This is a genomic window from Pseudomonas sp. LjRoot71 (assembly GCF_964253255.1).
Classification (GTDB): domain Bacteria; phylum Pseudomonadota; class Gammaproteobacteria; order Pseudomonadales; family Pseudomonadaceae; genus Aquipseudomonas.
The window spans coordinates 4,122,607-4,137,952 of sequence record NZ_CAXURA020000001.1 but is presented as its reverse complement, the minus strand read 5'-3'; the positions used below and the strand labels follow the sequence as shown (position 1 = coordinate 4,137,952).

At 60.5% G+C, this 15,346-nt stretch carries 14 protein-coding genes; 8 read left to right on the top strand and 6 right to left on the bottom strand.

Annotation, left to right across the window (positions count from 1 at the left end; translation table 11 throughout):
- Positions 1-15: 15 nt before the first annotated feature.
- Positions 16-1,365, top strand: coding sequence for an aminodeoxychorismate synthase component I (pabB, locus tag ACSQ17_RS19575; RefSeq protein WP_436070187.1), 1,350 nt, complete (start codon positions 16-18; stop codon positions 1,363-1,365).
- A 227-nt stretch (positions 1,366-1,592) separates the two neighbouring features.
- On the opposite strand, the gene thrH is transcribed toward pabB, so the two are convergent.
- The gene (gene thrH / locus ACSQ17_RS19570; protein ID WP_436070186.1) at positions 1,593-2,210 is read right to left on the bottom strand and encodes a bifunctional phosphoserine phosphatase/homoserine phosphotransferase ThrH; all 618 of its coding nucleotides are present in this window, start codon (positions 2,208-2,210) and stop codon (positions 1,593-1,595) included.
- A gap of 189 nt (positions 2,211-2,399) precedes the next feature.
- On the opposite strand from thrH, the gene ACSQ17_RS19565 reads away from it, so the two are divergent.
- Positions 2,400-3,134 (top strand): phosphoadenylyl-sulfate reductase, encoded by a 735-nt coding sequence (locus ACSQ17_RS19565; RefSeq protein ID WP_436070185.1) that lies wholly within the window; start codon positions 2,400-2,402, stop codon positions 3,132-3,134.
- A 72-nt stretch (positions 3,135-3,206) separates the two neighbouring features.
- Here ACSQ17_RS19565 and ACSQ17_RS19560 read toward each other — a convergent pair whose 3' ends face one another.
- A complete protein-coding gene (locus ACSQ17_RS19560) occupies positions 3,207-3,488 on the bottom strand; it encodes a GNAT family N-acetyltransferase (protein WP_436070184.1) in 282 nt (93 codons plus the stop codon).
- 507 nt (positions 3,489-3,995) lie between these two features.
- Here ACSQ17_RS19560 and oprI point away from each other — a divergent pair.
- A complete protein-coding gene (gene oprI / locus ACSQ17_RS19555) occupies positions 3,996-4,247 on the top strand; it encodes an outer membrane lipoprotei OprI (RefSeq protein ID WP_108488222.1) in 252 nt (83 codons plus the stop codon).
- A gap of 127 nt (positions 4,248-4,374) precedes the next feature.
- Here oprI and ACSQ17_RS19550 read toward each other — a convergent pair whose 3' ends face one another.
- From ACSQ17_RS19550 to ACSQ17_RS19540, 3 genes are all read right to left on the bottom strand, one after another.
- Entirely contained in the window at positions 4,375-5,331 is a 957-nt protein-coding gene (locus tag ACSQ17_RS19550) for a L,D-transpeptidase family protein (RefSeq protein WP_436070183.1), read from the bottom strand.
- Between the two features lie 75 nt (positions 5,332-5,406).
- On the bottom strand, positions 5,407-5,688 hold the full coding sequence (locus ACSQ17_RS19545) for a hypothetical protein (RefSeq protein WP_436070182.1): 282 nt from the start codon (positions 5,686-5,688) through the stop codon (positions 5,407-5,409).
- Between the two features lie 58 nt (positions 5,689-5,746).
- Positions 5,747-6,352, bottom strand: a complete 606-nt coding sequence (locus tag ACSQ17_RS19540) for an arylesterase (RefSeq protein ID WP_257779481.1) — start codon at positions 6,350-6,352, stop codon at positions 5,747-5,749.
- A 10-nt stretch (positions 6,353-6,362) separates the two neighbouring features.
- On the opposite strand from ACSQ17_RS19540, the gene ACSQ17_RS19535 reads away from it, so the two are divergent.
- The 4 genes from ACSQ17_RS19535 (at position 6,363) to mnmC (ending at position 12,116) form a co-directional block, all read left to right on the top strand.
- Positions 6,363-7,046 carry an ABC transporter ATP-binding protein gene (locus ACSQ17_RS19535; RefSeq protein WP_436070181.1) on the top strand — a complete coding sequence of 228 codons (684 nt, stop codon included), beginning with the start codon at positions 6,363-6,365 and terminating at the stop codon, positions 7,044-7,046.
- Entirely contained in the window at positions 7,046-9,550 is a 2,505-nt protein-coding gene (locus ACSQ17_RS19530; RefSeq protein WP_436070180.1) for an ABC transporter permease, read from the top strand. Before ACSQ17_RS19535 ends, ACSQ17_RS19530 begins: the two co-directional genes overlap by 1 nt.
- A gap of 80 nt (positions 9,551-9,630) precedes the next feature.
- On the top strand, positions 9,631-10,128 hold the full coding sequence (gene greB, locus ACSQ17_RS19525; RefSeq protein WP_436070179.1) for a transcription elongation factor GreB: 498 nt from the start codon (positions 9,631-9,633) through the stop codon (positions 10,126-10,128).
- 11 nt (positions 10,129-10,139) lie between these two features.
- Positions 10,140-12,116, top strand: coding sequence for a bifunctional tRNA (5-methylaminomethyl-2-thiouridine)(34)-methyltransferase MnmD/FAD-dependent 5-carboxymethylaminomethyl-2-thiouridine(34) oxidoreductase MnmC (mnmC, locus tag ACSQ17_RS19520; RefSeq protein ID WP_436070178.1), 1,977 nt, complete (start codon positions 10,140-10,142; stop codon positions 12,114-12,116).
- A gap of 299 nt (positions 12,117-12,415) precedes the next feature.
- Here mnmC and rlmKL read toward each other — a convergent pair whose 3' ends face one another.
- Positions 12,416-14,683 carry a bifunctional 23S rRNA (guanine(2069)-N(7))-methyltransferase RlmK/23S rRNA (guanine(2445)-N(2))-methyltransferase RlmL gene (rlmKL, locus tag ACSQ17_RS19515; protein ID WP_436070177.1) on the bottom strand — a complete coding sequence of 756 codons (2,268 nt, stop codon included), beginning with the start codon at positions 14,681-14,683 and terminating at the stop codon, positions 12,416-12,418.
- Positions 14,684-15,109: 426 nt separating this feature from the next.
- Here rlmKL and rmf point away from each other — a divergent pair, with 426 nt between their 5' ends.
- A complete protein-coding gene (gene rmf, locus ACSQ17_RS19510) occupies positions 15,110-15,325 on the top strand; it encodes a ribosome modulation factor (RefSeq protein ID WP_233685155.1) in 216 nt (71 codons plus the stop codon).
- The last annotated feature ends 21 nt before the right edge of the window (positions 15,326-15,346 follow it).

Sequence of the window (15,346 nt, the reverse complement as noted above, 5' to 3'; positions counted from 1 at the left end):
CCTTGAACCTGTCATATGCCTACTTGCCTTGTACAGGCTCTGCCTTACCACGCAGACCCTTCGCATTACTTCAACAGCGTCATGCAAGCACCCGGCGCGGTGCTGCTGGATGCCGGGCGCCCGACCGCGCAGCGTGGACGCTATGACCTTATCAGCGCCTGGCCATTGGCAGAGCTGGCACCGATGCCTGACGAAACGGCCAACGCTTTCCTGCAACGCCTGCGCCAGAGCCTTGCCAGCCTCGGAGCATGCCAACCCCCGGCAGATAATCCGCTTCCGTTCGTCGGCGGCTTGATTGGCTACCTGAGTTACGACTTCGGGCGGCGTCTGGAACAGCTTCCAGCCCAGGCCGTCGATGACCTTGGCCTGGCGGATGCACGCTTTGGCCTGTACGCCTGGGCCCTGATCACAGACCACCAGCAGCAGCGCAGCCAACTGATGTTCCACCCCAGGCTGGCTGCAAACGAGCGGCAACGCCTGAGCGAGCTGTTCAACACACCGACAGCCCCCTCACCCCAGGCCTTCCGGTTGCTTGAACCGTTCCGGTCAGACATCAGTGAAGCCGAGTACCAGCAGTGCTTCGCGCGCATCCAGGCTTATATTCAGGCCGGCGACTGCTATCAGGTGAATTTCGCCCAACGTTTTCGGGCGCCCTATCAAGGCTCACCCTGGACGGCTTACCAGGCCTTGCGCCAGGCCTGCCCAACGCCTTTTTCCGGCTATCAGGCACTGCCGCAAGGCGGCGCCATCATCAGCCTGTCACCCGAGCGCTTTCTGCGCATCAGCGCAGGCCAGGTGGAAACCCGGCCGATCAAGGGCACCCGCCCACGACATACCGACCCGCAGCAGGATCAGGCCCAGGCCGACGCCCTGCTGGAAAGCCGCAAGGATCGCGCAGAGAACCTGATGATTGTTGACCTGCTGCGCAATGATCTGGGGCGCAGTTGCCGCCTGGGTTCGGTACGGGTGCCGGAACTCTTCGCCTTAGAGACCTACCCCAACGTGCATCACCTGGTCAGCGCCGTAACCGGCGAGCTGGCGGCCGACAAGGATGCGTTGGACCTGATCGCTGGCAGCTTCCCTGGCGGCTCGATCACTGGCGCACCAAAGATTCGTGCCATGCAGATCATCGACGAACTGGAGCCGACCCGCCGCGCACTGTACTGCGGCTCGCTGCTGTACCTGGATGTGCGCGGAGAAATGGACAGTTCAATCGCCATCCGCAGTCTGCTGGCCAAGGATGGACAGATCAGTTGCTGGGGTGGAGGCGGCATCGTCGCCGACTCCAATGGCCCGGCTGAATACCAGGAATCCATCACCAAGGTCAGGGTGCTACTGGAAACACTGGAACAGTTCTGCACCTGAAAACACCGACAAAAAAAAAGCCCGCGAATGCCAAGGCGTTGGCTTAATCTGTTGATGCAGATCTCCAACACCTTGATCTGAAAGCCAAAAAACAGAAATCCCCAGCAGAAAATGTTTTCTCTGGGGATTTTTGCTTCTAGCCCTGATGCAACCTGGCCCTCGGTGAAACCTTCAACAGATTTCCCCAACGGCTAGCGCGAATGCGGGCTTTTTCAATACCGGGCCTATTACAGGCTCAATGGGCGGTTGGACGCCTTGAGGAACTCGCGCTTGAGGTCGTCATAGGTGTGCACCGCTGGAAACTGCGGGAACTCGCGAATCACGTTGTCCGGCGCATGGAACAGGATACCGGCGTGGGCTTCGCTGAGCATGGTGGTGTCGTTGTACGAGTCGCCCGCCGCAATCACACGGTAGTAAAGGCTCTTGAAGGCAATCACAGACTGACGCTTGGGGTCCTTCTGGCGCAGTTGGTAATCCACTACACGATCGGTTTCATCGGTGATCAGCTTGTGGCACAGCAACGTGGGGAAACCCAGCTGACGCATCAGCGGCTGGGAGAACTCATAGAAGGTGTCGGAAAGAATCACCACCTGAAAACGCTCGCGCAGCCAGTCAACAAACTCCACCGCCCCGTTCAGTGGCTTGAGCGTGGCAATGACTTCCTGAATATCGGACAGCTTCAGGCCGTGCTCATCCAGGATGCGCAAGCGCTGCTTCATCAGCACGTCATAATCCGGAATATCCCGGGTGGTCGCTTTCAGCGATTCGATGCCAGTTTTTTCCGCGAAGGCGATCCAGATTTCCGGGACCAAGACGCCTTCCAGGTCGAGACACGCGATTTCCACAGGACACTCCTAGCTTGGATTTATTTGAGAAGGCGGCACTCTAGCGACTCCCCCAGAGCTCTGCAACGCAGAGCCTTATACCCAAATCACAGCCCCACTACGGCACTTGGTTATTTAGCCGCATAACCGGCTTTTGCTACCATCGCCGCACAAGACGCCCGACGTCACCATAACTAGGAATTCAGCCCGATGAGCCACCCCTTCGACGCAGCCGAGCTGGCGGCGAGCTACGCCAACAAGTCGCCCCAGGACATTCTCAAACTCGCCTTCGAACACTTTGGCGATGAGCTGTGGCTGTCCTTCAGCGGCGCAGAAGATGTGGTGCTGGTCGACATGGCCTGGAAGCTCAACAAGAACGTCAAGGTTTTCAGCCTCGACACCGGCCGCCTGCATCCGCAGACCTACCGATTTATCGATCAGGTACGCGAGCACTACGGCATCAGTATCGACGTACTGTCACCAGAGGCGGCTGCATTGGAGGCCATGGTCAAGGAAAAGGGCCTGTTCAGCTTCTACAAGGATGGCCACGGCGAATGCTGCGGCATTCGCAAGACCGCCCCGCTACGCCGCAAACTCGCCACGGTTAAAGCCTGGGCCACCGGCCAACGTCGTGACCAGAGCCCCGGCACACGCAGCCAGGTGGCTGTGGTGGAAATCGACAACGCCTTTTCTACAGCACAGAACACTCTGTACAAATTTAACCCGCTCGCACAAATGAGCAGTGAAGAAATCTGGGCCTATATCCGCATGCTTGAGCTGCCTTACAACAGCCTGCATGAGAGCGGTTTTATCAGCATCGGTTGCGAACCCTGCACTCGTCCGGTTCTGCCAAACCAGCACGAACGCGAAGGCCGTTGGTGGTGGGAGGAAGCCACACAAAAAGAATGTGGCCTGCATGCCGGCAACCTGATCGCCAAGACCTGAAAACAACCCGGGTATTTCAGACGCATAAAAAAGGCCAGTCACTGACTGGCCTTTTTTATGCGTGAAGTTTCTTCAGTTCTTACCTGACTGCCGCTGGCGACGCACCATATAACGCTCAACATAGGAGCACGAAGGAATGACCGTGTAGCCCAGACGCTCGGCATATTGCAGCGCATGCTCGGTCAAGGCTGCGGCAATGCCGCGCCCACGCAGCGAGTTGGGTACAAAGGTACGGTAGATATCCAGGGTCTGCTTGCCCAGATCCATATAAGCCAGGTACGCCCGATCACCACCCACTGTGGTTTCGAATTGATGACCCGTCAGGTCATGGTGAATGGACAACGCCTCGCTCATCGCAACTCCTCTGTCTAACTTGCGCAACCCGCTATTGGCTCGTGCCGTACTAGGGGCCAACACACCCTGCCTCTATTAAGTTGTAGGCAATAATCAGGAGCTTATCAGGCCAAAACCGCTGAGGTCACGTGAATCAATGACTTAGACGGCATAAGTGCGACCTTGCACAAACATCCCCCACAGAGGATTGACCAAACCACTCCTGCAACAGCCTCTGATCGTACATGGAGACATAGAGACGCCTGCTTGCCTTGAGCGTTCAACAATCAACTCAACAATTACAGCCGAAAAGGCTGCGCAAAGAACTGCCACACACCATAGAACTGATTGTTTTTTAACCAAAATATGCCCAACAACAGGGCGATTTCGCAGTAAACAGAAAAAAACCTTTGCGCCTTGCCTTGCCTCCGTTTACTTACTACAAGTTACAGGTAGTATGTACGCCGGCTAATTTCCTACCATCAGGAAATTGCTTTTATGGAAAAACTCCACCTCAAGGGGAACACGATGAACAACGTTCTGAAATTCTCTGCTCTGGCATTGGCCGCAGTTCTGGCTACCGGTTGCAGCAGCATCTCCAAAGAAACTGAAGCTCGTCTGACTGCAACTGAAGATGCAGCTGCTCGCGCTCAAGCCCGTGCCGACGAAGCCTACCGTAAGGCTGATGACGCTCTGGCTGCTGCTCAGAAGGCTCAGCAAACTGCTGACGAAGCCAACGAGCGCGCTCTGCGTATGCTGGAAAAAGCCAGCCGCAAGTAATAGCTCACAAGGCTATGACAAGCCGACCCAGTTTCTGGGTCGGCTTTTTTATTGCCTGCGATTCGGCGGGCAATAAAAAACCCGCCAGCGATAACGCATAGCGGGTCTTGTTAAATGCAGCAGATACTTAGATAGCAGGCTCGCTGGCGACCACCGCCTGATCAGGCTGAGCAATCTCGACCGGCAGGCCATCTTCGGCTGCAACTACCTCACGCAGCATTTCCCAATCCAGGCGCAGATCGGCGAATGCATCGTTTTTCAGCAGCGCATTGATCACCGCAGTGTGCTTGTCGACAACCGAAGCACCTGCATCAGAATCATCCAGCGGAGCATGCGCTTCCAGATAAACCTTGCCGCCACTGCGACCAAACTTGTAAGGCTCGTTGATGATGCGCACCGATGTGCCCACAGACACCATCGACGCCAGCTTCAAGACGTTGTGGTTGAGCATACGGAAGCAGCCATGGCTGACGCGCATACCAATACCAAACTTCTTGTTCGAGCCGTGAATCAGGTAACCCGGTACCGATAGGCCCATCTTGTACGGACCCAGCGGGTTGTCAGGGCCTGGCGGCACGTAGGCTGGCAATGGATCACCATCAGCAGCATGTTCTTCACGAATCGACTTGGGCGGGGACCAGCCCGGATTCGGCGTCTTGGCGGTAATACGCGCGTTGGCCACCGGCGAACTCCAGCCCTCACGACCAATACCCAGCGGGTAGGTGTAAACCACATTGCGGCCTTTCGGGTAGTAATACATGCGGTATTCGGCGAGGTTGATCACGATGCCCTCGCGCGGGCCCGGCGGCAGGATGTAACGGGTAGGCAAGATAATCTCGGTGCCTTCGCCCGGCAGCCATGGATCAACACCCGGATTGGCCACAACCATTTCCAGATAACCCAGATCATTGGCCACGCCCAAGTCAGCGAAGGTGTCTTCATACTTGGCCTTGACTACCCGAATCTCGCCAACCACATCGTCACCCGGCGGTGGCAATGGCAGCTCTAGGGCATTGGCAGACGCTACCGCGAAGACAGCAGCGAGTGGCAGGCAGCGGGTGACGGCAAAGGCACGCGACAACATCCGGTAATTCCTGACGAAAATGGTTGGTAAAAGTGAGTGGCGATTGTACACCGATTGATCAGTCGCTTGGAAAGCTCAGCGCCCCGGCAATGCCGGACGCTCACCGCGCTTCTGCGCCTCGAATATGGTCTTGCATGCCGGACACAGGCGTTTATCACGCAACATGACCTTATCTAGATCACGCCACACCGGCTGTGCAGGCAACAATCCACCACAAAGCGTGCGGTCTGCGAACTCGCCCAATTCAAGCTGTCGCGCCAGCAGGTGCACACGCACTTCGCGGCAAGCGAACAGGTCAAGCTGCTCGTCAGGCTCGATCAGTTGATAGGCGTGCAAAGACCAGGCAGGACGCGGCATTGAGGGCTCCAGTGCGGGGCCGCCACATTAGCCGAAAGGCACGTTACAGAAAAGCCTGTCAGAGCAAAGGCTTCAGGGTCGGCCAGACGTTTTCCAAGAGTTTGGGCTGCGCCTCGGCCGTGGGGTGAATGCCATCGTTCTGCATCAGCGAAGGCACGCCACCGACGCCCTCCAGCACGAAAGGCACCAGGGCGGCATCATGCGCCTGCGCCACTTTGGGGAACACCTCAGCGAACGCCGTGGTATAGCGCACCCCATAATTAGGCGGTAGCTGCATGCCAAGGAGCAGCACCTTGGCACCTTTCTGCTGCGATGCCTGCACCATGGCCGCAAGGTTTTGTTGCAATTGCGCAGGGGGCTGACCACGCAGGCCATCGTTACCACCCAGCTCGATAATCACCAGCTCTGGCTGATGCTCTGCAAGCAGCGCAGGCAGCCGTGCGGCGCCGCCTGCACTGGTGTCGCCACTGATCGAAGCATTGACCACCTGATGGTCAAAACCCTCCTCGGCCAGGCGTTTTTCCAACAAGGCGACCCAGCCCTGGCGGGTATCCAGGCCAAAAGCCGCGCTGATACTATCGCCGACGACCAGTACGGTACCCGCGAACGCTGCCGGCCCCCACAGCAGTAGGCTCAGGGCAGTACCGATCAACCACGTACGCATTGGATTCTCCATGAGCTCAAGTATTCTCACCGCGCGAAACCTTAGCAAAGTGGTCCCCAGCACGGAAGGCGAACTCACCATACTCCATGATCTGTCGCTGGAGCTGGTTTCCGGTGCCAGCCTGGCGATTGTTGGCAGCTCCGGCTCGGGCAAATCCACCCTGCTCGGCTTGCTGGCCGGGCTCGACCTGCCCAGTAGCGGCAGTGTGGTGCTGGCCGGCAACGACCTGGCCAGCCTCGATGAAGATCAACGTGCGCGCGTGCGCGCCGAGCACGTCGGTTTCGTCTTTCAATCTTTCCAATTGCTCGACAGCCTGAACGCCCTGGAAAACGTCATGCTGCCGCTGGAGCTTGAAGGCCATGCCGATGCCCGCCAACGCGCCCGTACCCTGCTTGAGCGCGTAGGCCTAGGGCAGCGTCTGACCCACTACCCACGTCAGCTCTCCGGTGGCGAACAACAACGTGTGGCGATCGCCCGAGCCTTCGCCGCCGAACCCGCTGTGCTGTTTGCCGACGAGCCCACCGGCAACCTCGACAGTCACACGGGCGAACGCATCAGCGATCTGCTGTTTGAGCTGAACCAGGAGCGCGGCGCGACCCTGGTACTGGTTACCCATGACGAGCGCCTGGCCCATCGCTGCCAGCGCCTGATCCGCCTGGAAGGCGGCCATCTGGTCGACCACGTGGAACCCTGATGAAACAACTGCCATTTACCCGTCTGCTCTCTCTGGCCAGCCGTCAGTTGCTGCGCGATGCCCGCGCGGGCGAATTACGCGTGCTGTTTTTTGCGCTGCTGATCGCGGTCGCCGCCAGCACAGCCATCGGTTATTTCAGTGCACGCCTGAACGACGGCATGCTGCTGCGCGCCACTGAATTTCTCGCCGCCGACTTGCGCCTGACCGGTAGTTCGCCCAGCGCATCTGAGCAGATCAGCACAGGTAAACAGCTGGGGCTGCAACATTCCAAGTTGGTCGAGTTCTCCAGCGTGGTCGCCAGTGATACCGGTATCCAGCTGGCCAGCGTCAAGGCAGCGGACAGCGCCTACCCGTTGCGGGGCGAACTGAAGAGCACCGCCGAGCTGTATGACGCTGAACAACCCGGTGGCGGTCCACAACCGGGGGAAGCCTGGGCCGAAGCCCGACTGTTTGTCGCCCTCAACCTCAAGCCAGGCGACAGCGTAGAGGTCGGCGCCAAAACCCTGCGCCTGACCCGCGTACTGACCTTTCTCCCAGATGAAGCCGGTGACTTTTACAGCCTGACCCCGCACCTGCTGATGCACCTGGATGACCTGGCTGCCGCCGGTGTGGTGCAACCGGGCAGCCGCGTGCGCTATCAGGAGCTGTGGCGCGGCGAAGCGGATGCCTTGGCTCAGTATCGCCAGAGCATCACTCCGACGCTCGCGCCCAACCAGCGCCTGGAAGATGCCAAAGACGGCAACCGTCAGGTCGGCAGCGCCCTGGGCCGTGCCGAACGTTATCTGAACCTGGCTAGCCTGGCCGCCGTACTGCTTGCTGGCGTTGCCGTGGCCTTGTCGGCGGCGCGCTTTGCCGCTCGCCGTTTTGATGCCAGCGCACTGCTGCGCTGCCTGGGATTATCACGCAATCAGGCGCTCGGCCTGTTCAGCCTGCAACTGGCGCTGCTAGGCATCACCGCCAGCCTGATCGGCGCACTGCTCGGCTGGCTGGCGCAACTGGCATTGTTCAATCTGCTACAAGACCTGCTGCCGGCACAGATTCCACCTGGCAGCCTGTGGCCAGCGCTGGCCGGCATGGCTACAGGACTGGTCGCTCTCGCCGGCTTTGCCTTGCCGCCGCTGGCCGCATTGGGCCGCGTGCCGCCGCTGCGAGTATTGCGTCGTGATCTACTGCCGGTGCCGGCCAGTTCCTGGCTGGTGTATGGCGCAGCACTGTTGGCGTTGGGCCTGATCATGTGGCGCTTGAGCCTCGATCTACAGCTGACCTTTGCCCTGCTCGGCGGTGGCCTGGTCACTGCACTGTTGCTCGGAGGCCTGCTGCTGCTCGGCCTGCAAAGCCTGCGTCGCTTGCTGGCCGGCGCATCACTGCCCTGGCGGCTTGGCCTCGGCCAATTGCTCCGTCATCCACTGGCCGCTGCCGGGCAGTCACTGGCCTTTGGCCTGATCATTCTGGCCATGGCGCTGATCGCTCTGCTGCGTGGCGAGCTGCTCGACACCTGGCAGGATCAGCTGCCGGAAAATGCACCCAATCATTTCGCCCTGAATATCCTGCCCGCCGACAAGGTTGCCTTCGCCACTCGCCTGAACCAGCTGTCGCCGCATCCTGCGCCCTTATTCCCGGTAGTGCCGGGGCGTCTGGTGATGATCAACGGTGAGCCTGTACGGCAAATCGTCAGCAAGGAATCCCAGGGCGAGCGTGCCATTCGCCGCGACCTGAGCCTGACCTGGGCCGCCGATCTACCCGCAGACAACACACTCGTTTCAGGAGAGTGGTGGAGCGAAGCCAGTAGCAGTGACTTGCCAGGCGTGTCGGTGGAGTCCGAACTGGCCGAAAGCCTGAAGCTGAAACTCGGTGACCGCCTGAGCTTCAGCGTCGGCGGCCTTAACCGCGATGCGGTGGTCAGCAGCCTGCGCGAGGTGGACTGGAATAACTTCCAGCCGAACTTCTACATGATCTTCCAGCCCGGCACCCTGCAGGATCTGCCGGTTACCTACTTGACCAGCTTCTACCTGCCGCCGAAGCAGGAGCAGCAACTGGTCGAGCTGTCGCGCGCCTTCCCGGCCGTGACCCTGCTGCAGGTTGAAGCCTTGCTGGCGCAACTGCGCAGCATCCTCGCCCAGGTCACCCTGGCCATCGAGTTCGTGCTGTTGTTTGTGCTGGCTGCAGGCCTTGCCGTGCTGTTCGCCGGGCTGCAAGCCACCCTCGATGAACGCATCCGCCAGGGTGCACTGCTGCGTGCCTTGGGGGCTGAACGCAAGCTGCTGATCAAAGCGCGTCGCGCCGAATTCGGTCTGCTTGGCGCAGCCAGTGGTCTATTGGCCGCGCTGGGCTGCGAGCTGATCAGCTTTCTGCTCTATCGCTTTGCCTTTGACCTCGCCTGGCAGCCGCATCCCTGGCTGCTTCTGCTGCCGCTGACTGGCGCCCTGCTGGTGGGCACAGCCGGCGTTCTCGGCACCCGCCGCGCCCTGAATATCAGTCCGCTGACGGTGCTGCGCGAGGGCTGATAAACTCGCCACCTCTCGGCCATGTGCAGCCTGCTTCCCAGGCAGCAGGGCCGAGACGCAGCAGACGTGAACAGGTTCCTATGAGTCGCTATCGCCCACCCCGCTCCGCCGGCACCCCCCTGATCACCCCCGAAGGCGAGGCGCGCATGCGTGCCGAGCTGCACGAGTTGTGGCACGTACGCCGCCCCCAGGTTACCCAGTCCGTCAGCGAGGCGGCCGCCCAGGGCGATCGCTCGGAAAACGCCGAATACACCTATGGCAAGAAGATGCTGCGCGAGATCGACAGCCGCGTGCGTTTTCTGACCAAGCGCCTGGAGAACCTCAAGGTCGTCAGCAGCCGCCCCAGTGACCCGGACAAGGTCTATTTCAGCGCCTGGGTCACCCTGGAAGACGAAAACGGGGTTGAAGCGCGCTACCGCATCGTAGGCCCGGATGAGCTGGATCTGAAAAACAACCTGATCAGCATCGACTCGCCCCTGGCACGCGCCTTGGTGGGCAAGAGCCTGGACGCCGAAGTGCGGGTGCAGACGCCAACCGGCGAAAAGACCTGGTACATCGTCGCCATCGATTACCCCTGACCGAGCCCCACATGCCCACTCCAGAAGCCCCTACCCAGCACGCCAGCCTTGACTGGGATGAGCAGGGCCAACCGCTGTCCAGTCAGTTCGCCGATGTGTATTTCTCCAACGAGAACGGCCTGGCGGAAACCCGCTATGTGTTTCTCGCCAACAACCAGCTGCCGGAGCGCTTTGCCGCGCTGACGGCCGATCAGCAACTGGTGATCGGAGAAACCGGCTTCGGCACCGGGCTGAATTTCCTTTGCGCCTGGCAGCTGTTCGACCAGCACGCCACGGCGACTGCGCGCCTGCACTTTGTCAGTGTGGAAAAATACCCGCTGAACAAGGCCGACCTGCAGCGTGCGCTGGGCTTATGGCCGGAGCTGGCACCCTACGCCGAACAGTTGCTGGCGCAGTACGTAGCGCTGCACCCGGGCTTTCAGCGCCTGGTATTGGCTGGCGGCCGCGTCGTTCTGACCCTGTTGATTGGTGATGCGCTGGAGCTGTTCGGGCAACTGGATGCGCACGTCGACGCCTGGTTTCTCGACGGCTTTGCCCCGGCAAAGAACCCGGATATGTGGACGCCGGAGCTGTTTGCCGAGCTGGCCAGGCTGTCCCATGCCAGCACCACAATGGGCACCTTTACCAGCACCGGTTATGTGCGCCGCCGGCTGAATGATGCCGGCTTCAAAATGAAGCGCGTGCCGGGCTTGGGCAAGAAATGGGAAGTGCTCAAGGGCAGTTTTATTGGCGAGCCGACAGCGGGAGAAAAACCCTGGTTTGCCCGCCCGCCTCAACCTACGGATGCCCGCAGCGCGCTGGTGATCGGTGCAGGCCTGGCCGGTTGTGCCACAGCTGCCAGCCTGGCTCAACGCGGCTGGCAGGTCACCCTGCTGGAGCGGCACGCCGCCATCGCCCAGGAAGCCTCGGGCAACCCGCAAGGCGTGCTCTACCTCAAGCTTTCGGCCCACGGCACCACGCTATCGCGGCTGATTGTCAGCGGTTTCGGGCATAGCCGCCGGCTGCTGGAACAGCTGCCCAAGGGCACGGACTGGGATAACTGCGGCGTGCTGCAACTGGCCTTCGGCGCCAAGGAAGCGCAACGCCAGGCGCAGCTTGCTGGTGCATTTCCCAGTGACTTGCTCTGCGCGCTGGATAAATCAGCCGCCGAAGACAAAGCAGGTATAAGCCTGCCCGCCGGCGGCCTGTTCTATCCCGAGGCGGGCTGGGTGCATCCGCCGGCGCTGTGTGCACTGCTTAGCCAGCAGCCGAATATCCAGCTGCAACTGCATCAGGAAGCACTGCAGCTGCGCCGCGACGGTGATAGCTGGCATGCCTGGAATGGCGAGCAGCTGCTGGCCAGCGCCAGTGTGGTGGTGCTGGCCAGCGCCGCCGAAATCAAGAGATTTAGCCAGAGTGCCGGCTTGCCGCTAAAACGCATCCGCGGGCAGATCAGCCGTCTGCCGGCCACAGCGGCCAGCCGCGCACTCAGCACAGTGGTGTGCGCCGAAGGCTATGTCGCCCCGCCGCGCCAGGATGAACACACCCTGGGTGCGAGCTTTGACTTCAACAGTGACGATCTGACGCTAAACAGCGCCGATCACGCGAGCAACCTGCAGTTACTGGAAGAAATTTCGCCTGAACTTGCCGGCGCACTGAATGCTGCGACACTCGACCCCGAACAGCTGCAAGGCCGCGCCGCCTTTCGCTGCACCAGTCCGGACTATCTGCCGATTGTCGGCCCGCTGGCCGACGCAGCCGCCTTTGCCGAGGCCTATGCGGTACTGAGCAAGGATGCCCGCCAGGCGCCGGATACGCCCTGCCCTTGGCTGAATGGCCTGTATATCAACAGTGGGCACGGTTCACGCGGGCTGATCACCGCCCCACTGTCCGGCGAACTGATCGCCGCCTGGCTCAACGACGAACCGCTGCCGGTGCCTGCCGATGTGGCGCAGGCCTGCCATCCCAACCGCTTTGCCTTGCGTGCGCTGATCCGCAACAAGGGTTAGGGTCTGTTGACGTTTCATGCGTGGCCGCGCCGGAGCCGGTTTTTACGCGAGGCAAGGCACGAGATGCGAAGTTTAGTGAGCTAAATGAGCCATCGAGTAACGCCGCATCGCTTAAAAACCGGCCCGTCCCTTCGGGTTGCGCGCAAAATCTCGCCATGCGGTGTTGGAGGACAGGGCAAGGGAACACCATTACCGGCGTCCTCCGCCTAGCCTGGCGAGATTTTTCGCAGCAACGCGGCTCACGATGAAACGTCAACAGACCCTAGTGCAGCGCGCCTGCCAACAGGTGCGCGCCAGGATCAACCGCGCAGGCTAAAACGCCAGGCGCGGTGAATTTTTGCATTGCGGGCGAAGTCCGGATCGAGGGTCGAGGCGCTGATTTCTTCAACCTGATAACGCGCGGCCAGGCTCTCATCGAGCTCAAACTTGCGGAAGTTGTTGGAGAAATACAGCACACCACCCTTGGCTAGGCGCGCCATGGCCAAGTCGAGCAGCTGCACATGGTCGCGCTGCACGTCGAAGATGCCTTCCATGCGCTTGGAGTTGGAGAAGGTCGGCGGATCGATAAAGATCAGCTCGTATTCGCCACGGTCTTCGGCCAGCCAGGCCATCACATCACCCTGCTCCAGGCGGTTCTTGTCAGAGAAGCCATTGAGCGACAGATTACGCCGCGCCCAGTCCAAATAGGTCTTCGACAGATCGACACTGGTGGTGCTACGCGCGCCGCCCTTGGCCGCATGCACAGTGGCCGTGGCGGTATAGCAGAACAGGTTGAGGAAGCGTTTACCGGCGGCCTCTTTCTGAATACGCAGGCGCAGCGGACGGTGATCGAGGAACAGCCCGGTGTCCAGGTAATCGGTGAGGTTGACCAGCAGCTTTACCCCGCCCTCGCTGACTTCGAGGAACTGCCCCTGGGTCGCCTGGCGCTGGTACTGCTTGGTGCCGCTCTGGCGTTCGCGGCGCTTGATCACCACCTTGTTCTTGTCGACGCCCAGCGCCTGCGGAATCGCGGCAATAGCGTCAAACATACGTGCCTTGGCCTTCTCCGGGTCAATCGACTTGGGCGCGGCATATTCCTGCACATGCACCCAGTCGCCGTATAAATCCACCGCCATGGAGTATTCCGGCATATCGGCGTCATACAGGCGGTAGCACTCGACGCCTTCCTTGCGCGCCCACTTGCCCAGCTGCTTGAGGTTCTTCTGCAGGCGGTTGGCAAACATCTGCCCGCCTTCACTCAGGCGCGCCTGCTCGACCACCGGCGCAGGCGCGGGTTTGATCGGATTGCCGTTCTTGTTGTACTGACGCTCTTGCGGCACAAGCGGCGCCTTATCGGCCTCAGCCTGTTCCCGCTCGCGTTCACGCTGCTCGGGCGTGCGCCGCTCACCGGTAACGAACTGCTCGGGTTGCACCTTGATCAGCAGCAACTTGCACGGCAACGCGCCGTTCCAGAAGGCGTACTGCTTATGGCTGCGGATGCCCATGCGTTTGCCCAGGTCTGGCGCGCCGGTAAACACCGCCGCCTCCCAACCCATGCAAGCCTGACGCAGACGCTCGCCGAGGTTCTGGTAGAGATACAGCAGGCTGGCTTCATCGCCCAGGCGCTCGCCGTAGGGTGGGTTGCAGATAACCAGGCCTTTCTGGTTCTGGTCCGGACGCGGCTCGAAGGTCGCCACTTCACCCTGGTAGACCTTGACCCAGTCGCCCATGCCAGCGCGCTCGATGTTGTTACGCGCCGGCTGGATCAGCCGTGGATCGGCTTCATAGCCGCGAATCCACAGCGGTGGCTTGGCCATGCCGGCTGCGGCGCGCTCTTCGGCCTCGGCGTGCACCTTCTTCCACAAGGCCGGCACGTGGCCCAGCCATTTGCTGAAGCCCCATTGCTCACGGGTCATATTCGGCGCGATATCGGCGGCGATCATCGCCGCCTCGACCAGGAAGGTTCCTACACCGCACATCGGGTCGGCCAATGCACCGCCCTCGGCAGCGATGCGTGGCCAGCCGGCGCGGATCAATACGGCGGCTGCGAGGTTTTCCTTCAGTGGTGCGGCACCCTGCTGCAAGCGGTAACCGCGCTGGTGCAGGCTATGGCCGGAGAGGTCGATAGACAGAATCGCCTCGCCGCGATCCAGACGCAGGTGCACGCGCAGATCCGGGTTGAGTTTGTCCACCGATGGCCGCGTGCCGTCTTTCAGGCGCAACTTGTCGACGATGGCATCCTTGACCTTCAGCGCGCCGAAATGGGTGTTATCGATGCCCGAGCCATTGCCGCTGAACTCAACCGCCAGACTGCCGCTGGACTCCAGGTGCTCAAACCAGTCGACTTCCAACACACCCTCGTAAAGGCTCTGGGCATCCTGCACGCTGTAGCGCTTGAGCACCAACAGCACGCGGTTGGCCAGGCGCGACCACAGGCACAGGCGGTAGGCGGTTTCCATGTCAGCCATGCCACGAATGGCCGAGGTGTGCTCACGCGCCTCTTCAAGCCCAAGCGCGCTGGCTTCTTCGAGCAGCAGGCCTTCAAGGCCCTTGGGGCAGGTGAGAAAGAGTTCGTAACGATCCGACATGGGAGTTTCCAGTGCCTAAGGCAATCAACGGCGCGCAGACAAATCAGCACGGCCAAAATAAGTGACAAAGTGTCGCTGTGCGACCCTTCGTCGGAATAAACAACAGTCTCAATCGCAATACATTCGCGATAGCAAAACACCAGCACACCCGACGCATACGCCCACAGCATAGGCGCTACAGCGAAAAATCCGGGCGTTGGTCATGGCGGCTTATGGCCTGACCAGCAAAAAGGTTACGGCCTTATGACGAAACGGTCATTCACAGGCCCCCACGCATTCGTTAGAAATCTACCTAGGCCAGCACTGCAACGGTGCTGGCAAGGAGGCTCGCGACGCCGGCAGCGGACTCCGCAAGGCAGATCATTTCTGCCTGACCTTGCTACAAGGTCTAAGGGACATAACAGTCAACATTGAGGGCTACACCCTATGAGAAGACTTAAGCGTGATCCGTTAGAAAGAGCTTTTTTGCGCGGCTATCAATACGGCATCAATGGTAAATCCCGCGAACTCTGCCCCTTCACCCTTCCCTCTGTCCGCCAAGCCTGGTTGAACGGCTGGCGCGAAGGCCGCGGTGACAACTGGGACGGCATGACCGGCACCGCCGGTATTCATCGACTCAACGAACTCCACGCTGTCGGCTGATTCAGGAACCTACCGACTCAC

Coding starts and splice junctions, on each gene's coding strand:
- ACSQ17_RS19530 (WP_436070180.1), top strand. CDS start 7,046: ATGAAACAACTGCCATTTACCCGTCTGCTCTCTCTGGCCAGCCGTCAG.
- pabB (WP_436070187.1), top strand. CDS start 16: ATGCCTACTTGCCTTGTACAGGCTCTGCCTTACCACGCAGACCCTTCG.
- mnmC (WP_436070178.1), top strand. CDS start 10,140: ATGCCCACTCCAGAAGCCCCTACCCAGCACGCCAGCCTTGACTGGGAT.
- ACSQ17_RS19560 (WP_436070184.1), bottom strand. CDS start 3,488: ATGAGCGAGGCGTTGTCCATTCACCATGACCTGACGGGTCATCAATTC.
- ACSQ17_RS19535 (WP_436070181.1), top strand. CDS start 6,363: ATGAGCTCAAGTATTCTCACCGCGCGAAACCTTAGCAAAGTGGTCCCC.
- ACSQ17_RS19545 (WP_436070182.1), bottom strand. CDS start 5,688: ATGCCGCGTCCTGCCTGGTCTTTGCACGCCTATCAACTGATCGAGCCT.
- oprI (WP_108488222.1), top strand. CDS start 3,996: ATGAACAACGTTCTGAAATTCTCTGCTCTGGCATTGGCCGCAGTTCTG.
- ACSQ17_RS19565 (WP_436070185.1), top strand. CDS start 2,400: ATGAGCCACCCCTTCGACGCAGCCGAGCTGGCGGCGAGCTACGCCAAC.
- greB (WP_436070179.1), top strand. CDS start 9,631: ATGAGTCGCTATCGCCCACCCCGCTCCGCCGGCACCCCCCTGATCACC.
- rmf (WP_233685155.1), top strand. CDS start 15,110: ATGAGAAGACTTAAGCGTGATCCGTTAGAAAGAGCTTTTTTGCGCGGC.
- ACSQ17_RS19540 (WP_257779481.1), bottom strand. CDS start 6,352: ATGCGTACGTGGTTGATCGGTACTGCCCTGAGCCTACTGCTGTGGGGG.
- ACSQ17_RS19550 (WP_436070183.1), bottom strand. CDS start 5,331: ATGTTGTCGCGTGCCTTTGCCGTCACCCGCTGCCTGCCACTCGCTGCT.
- rlmKL (WP_436070177.1), bottom strand. CDS start 14,683: ATGTCGGATCGTTACGAACTCTTTCTCACCTGCCCCAAGGGCCTTGAA.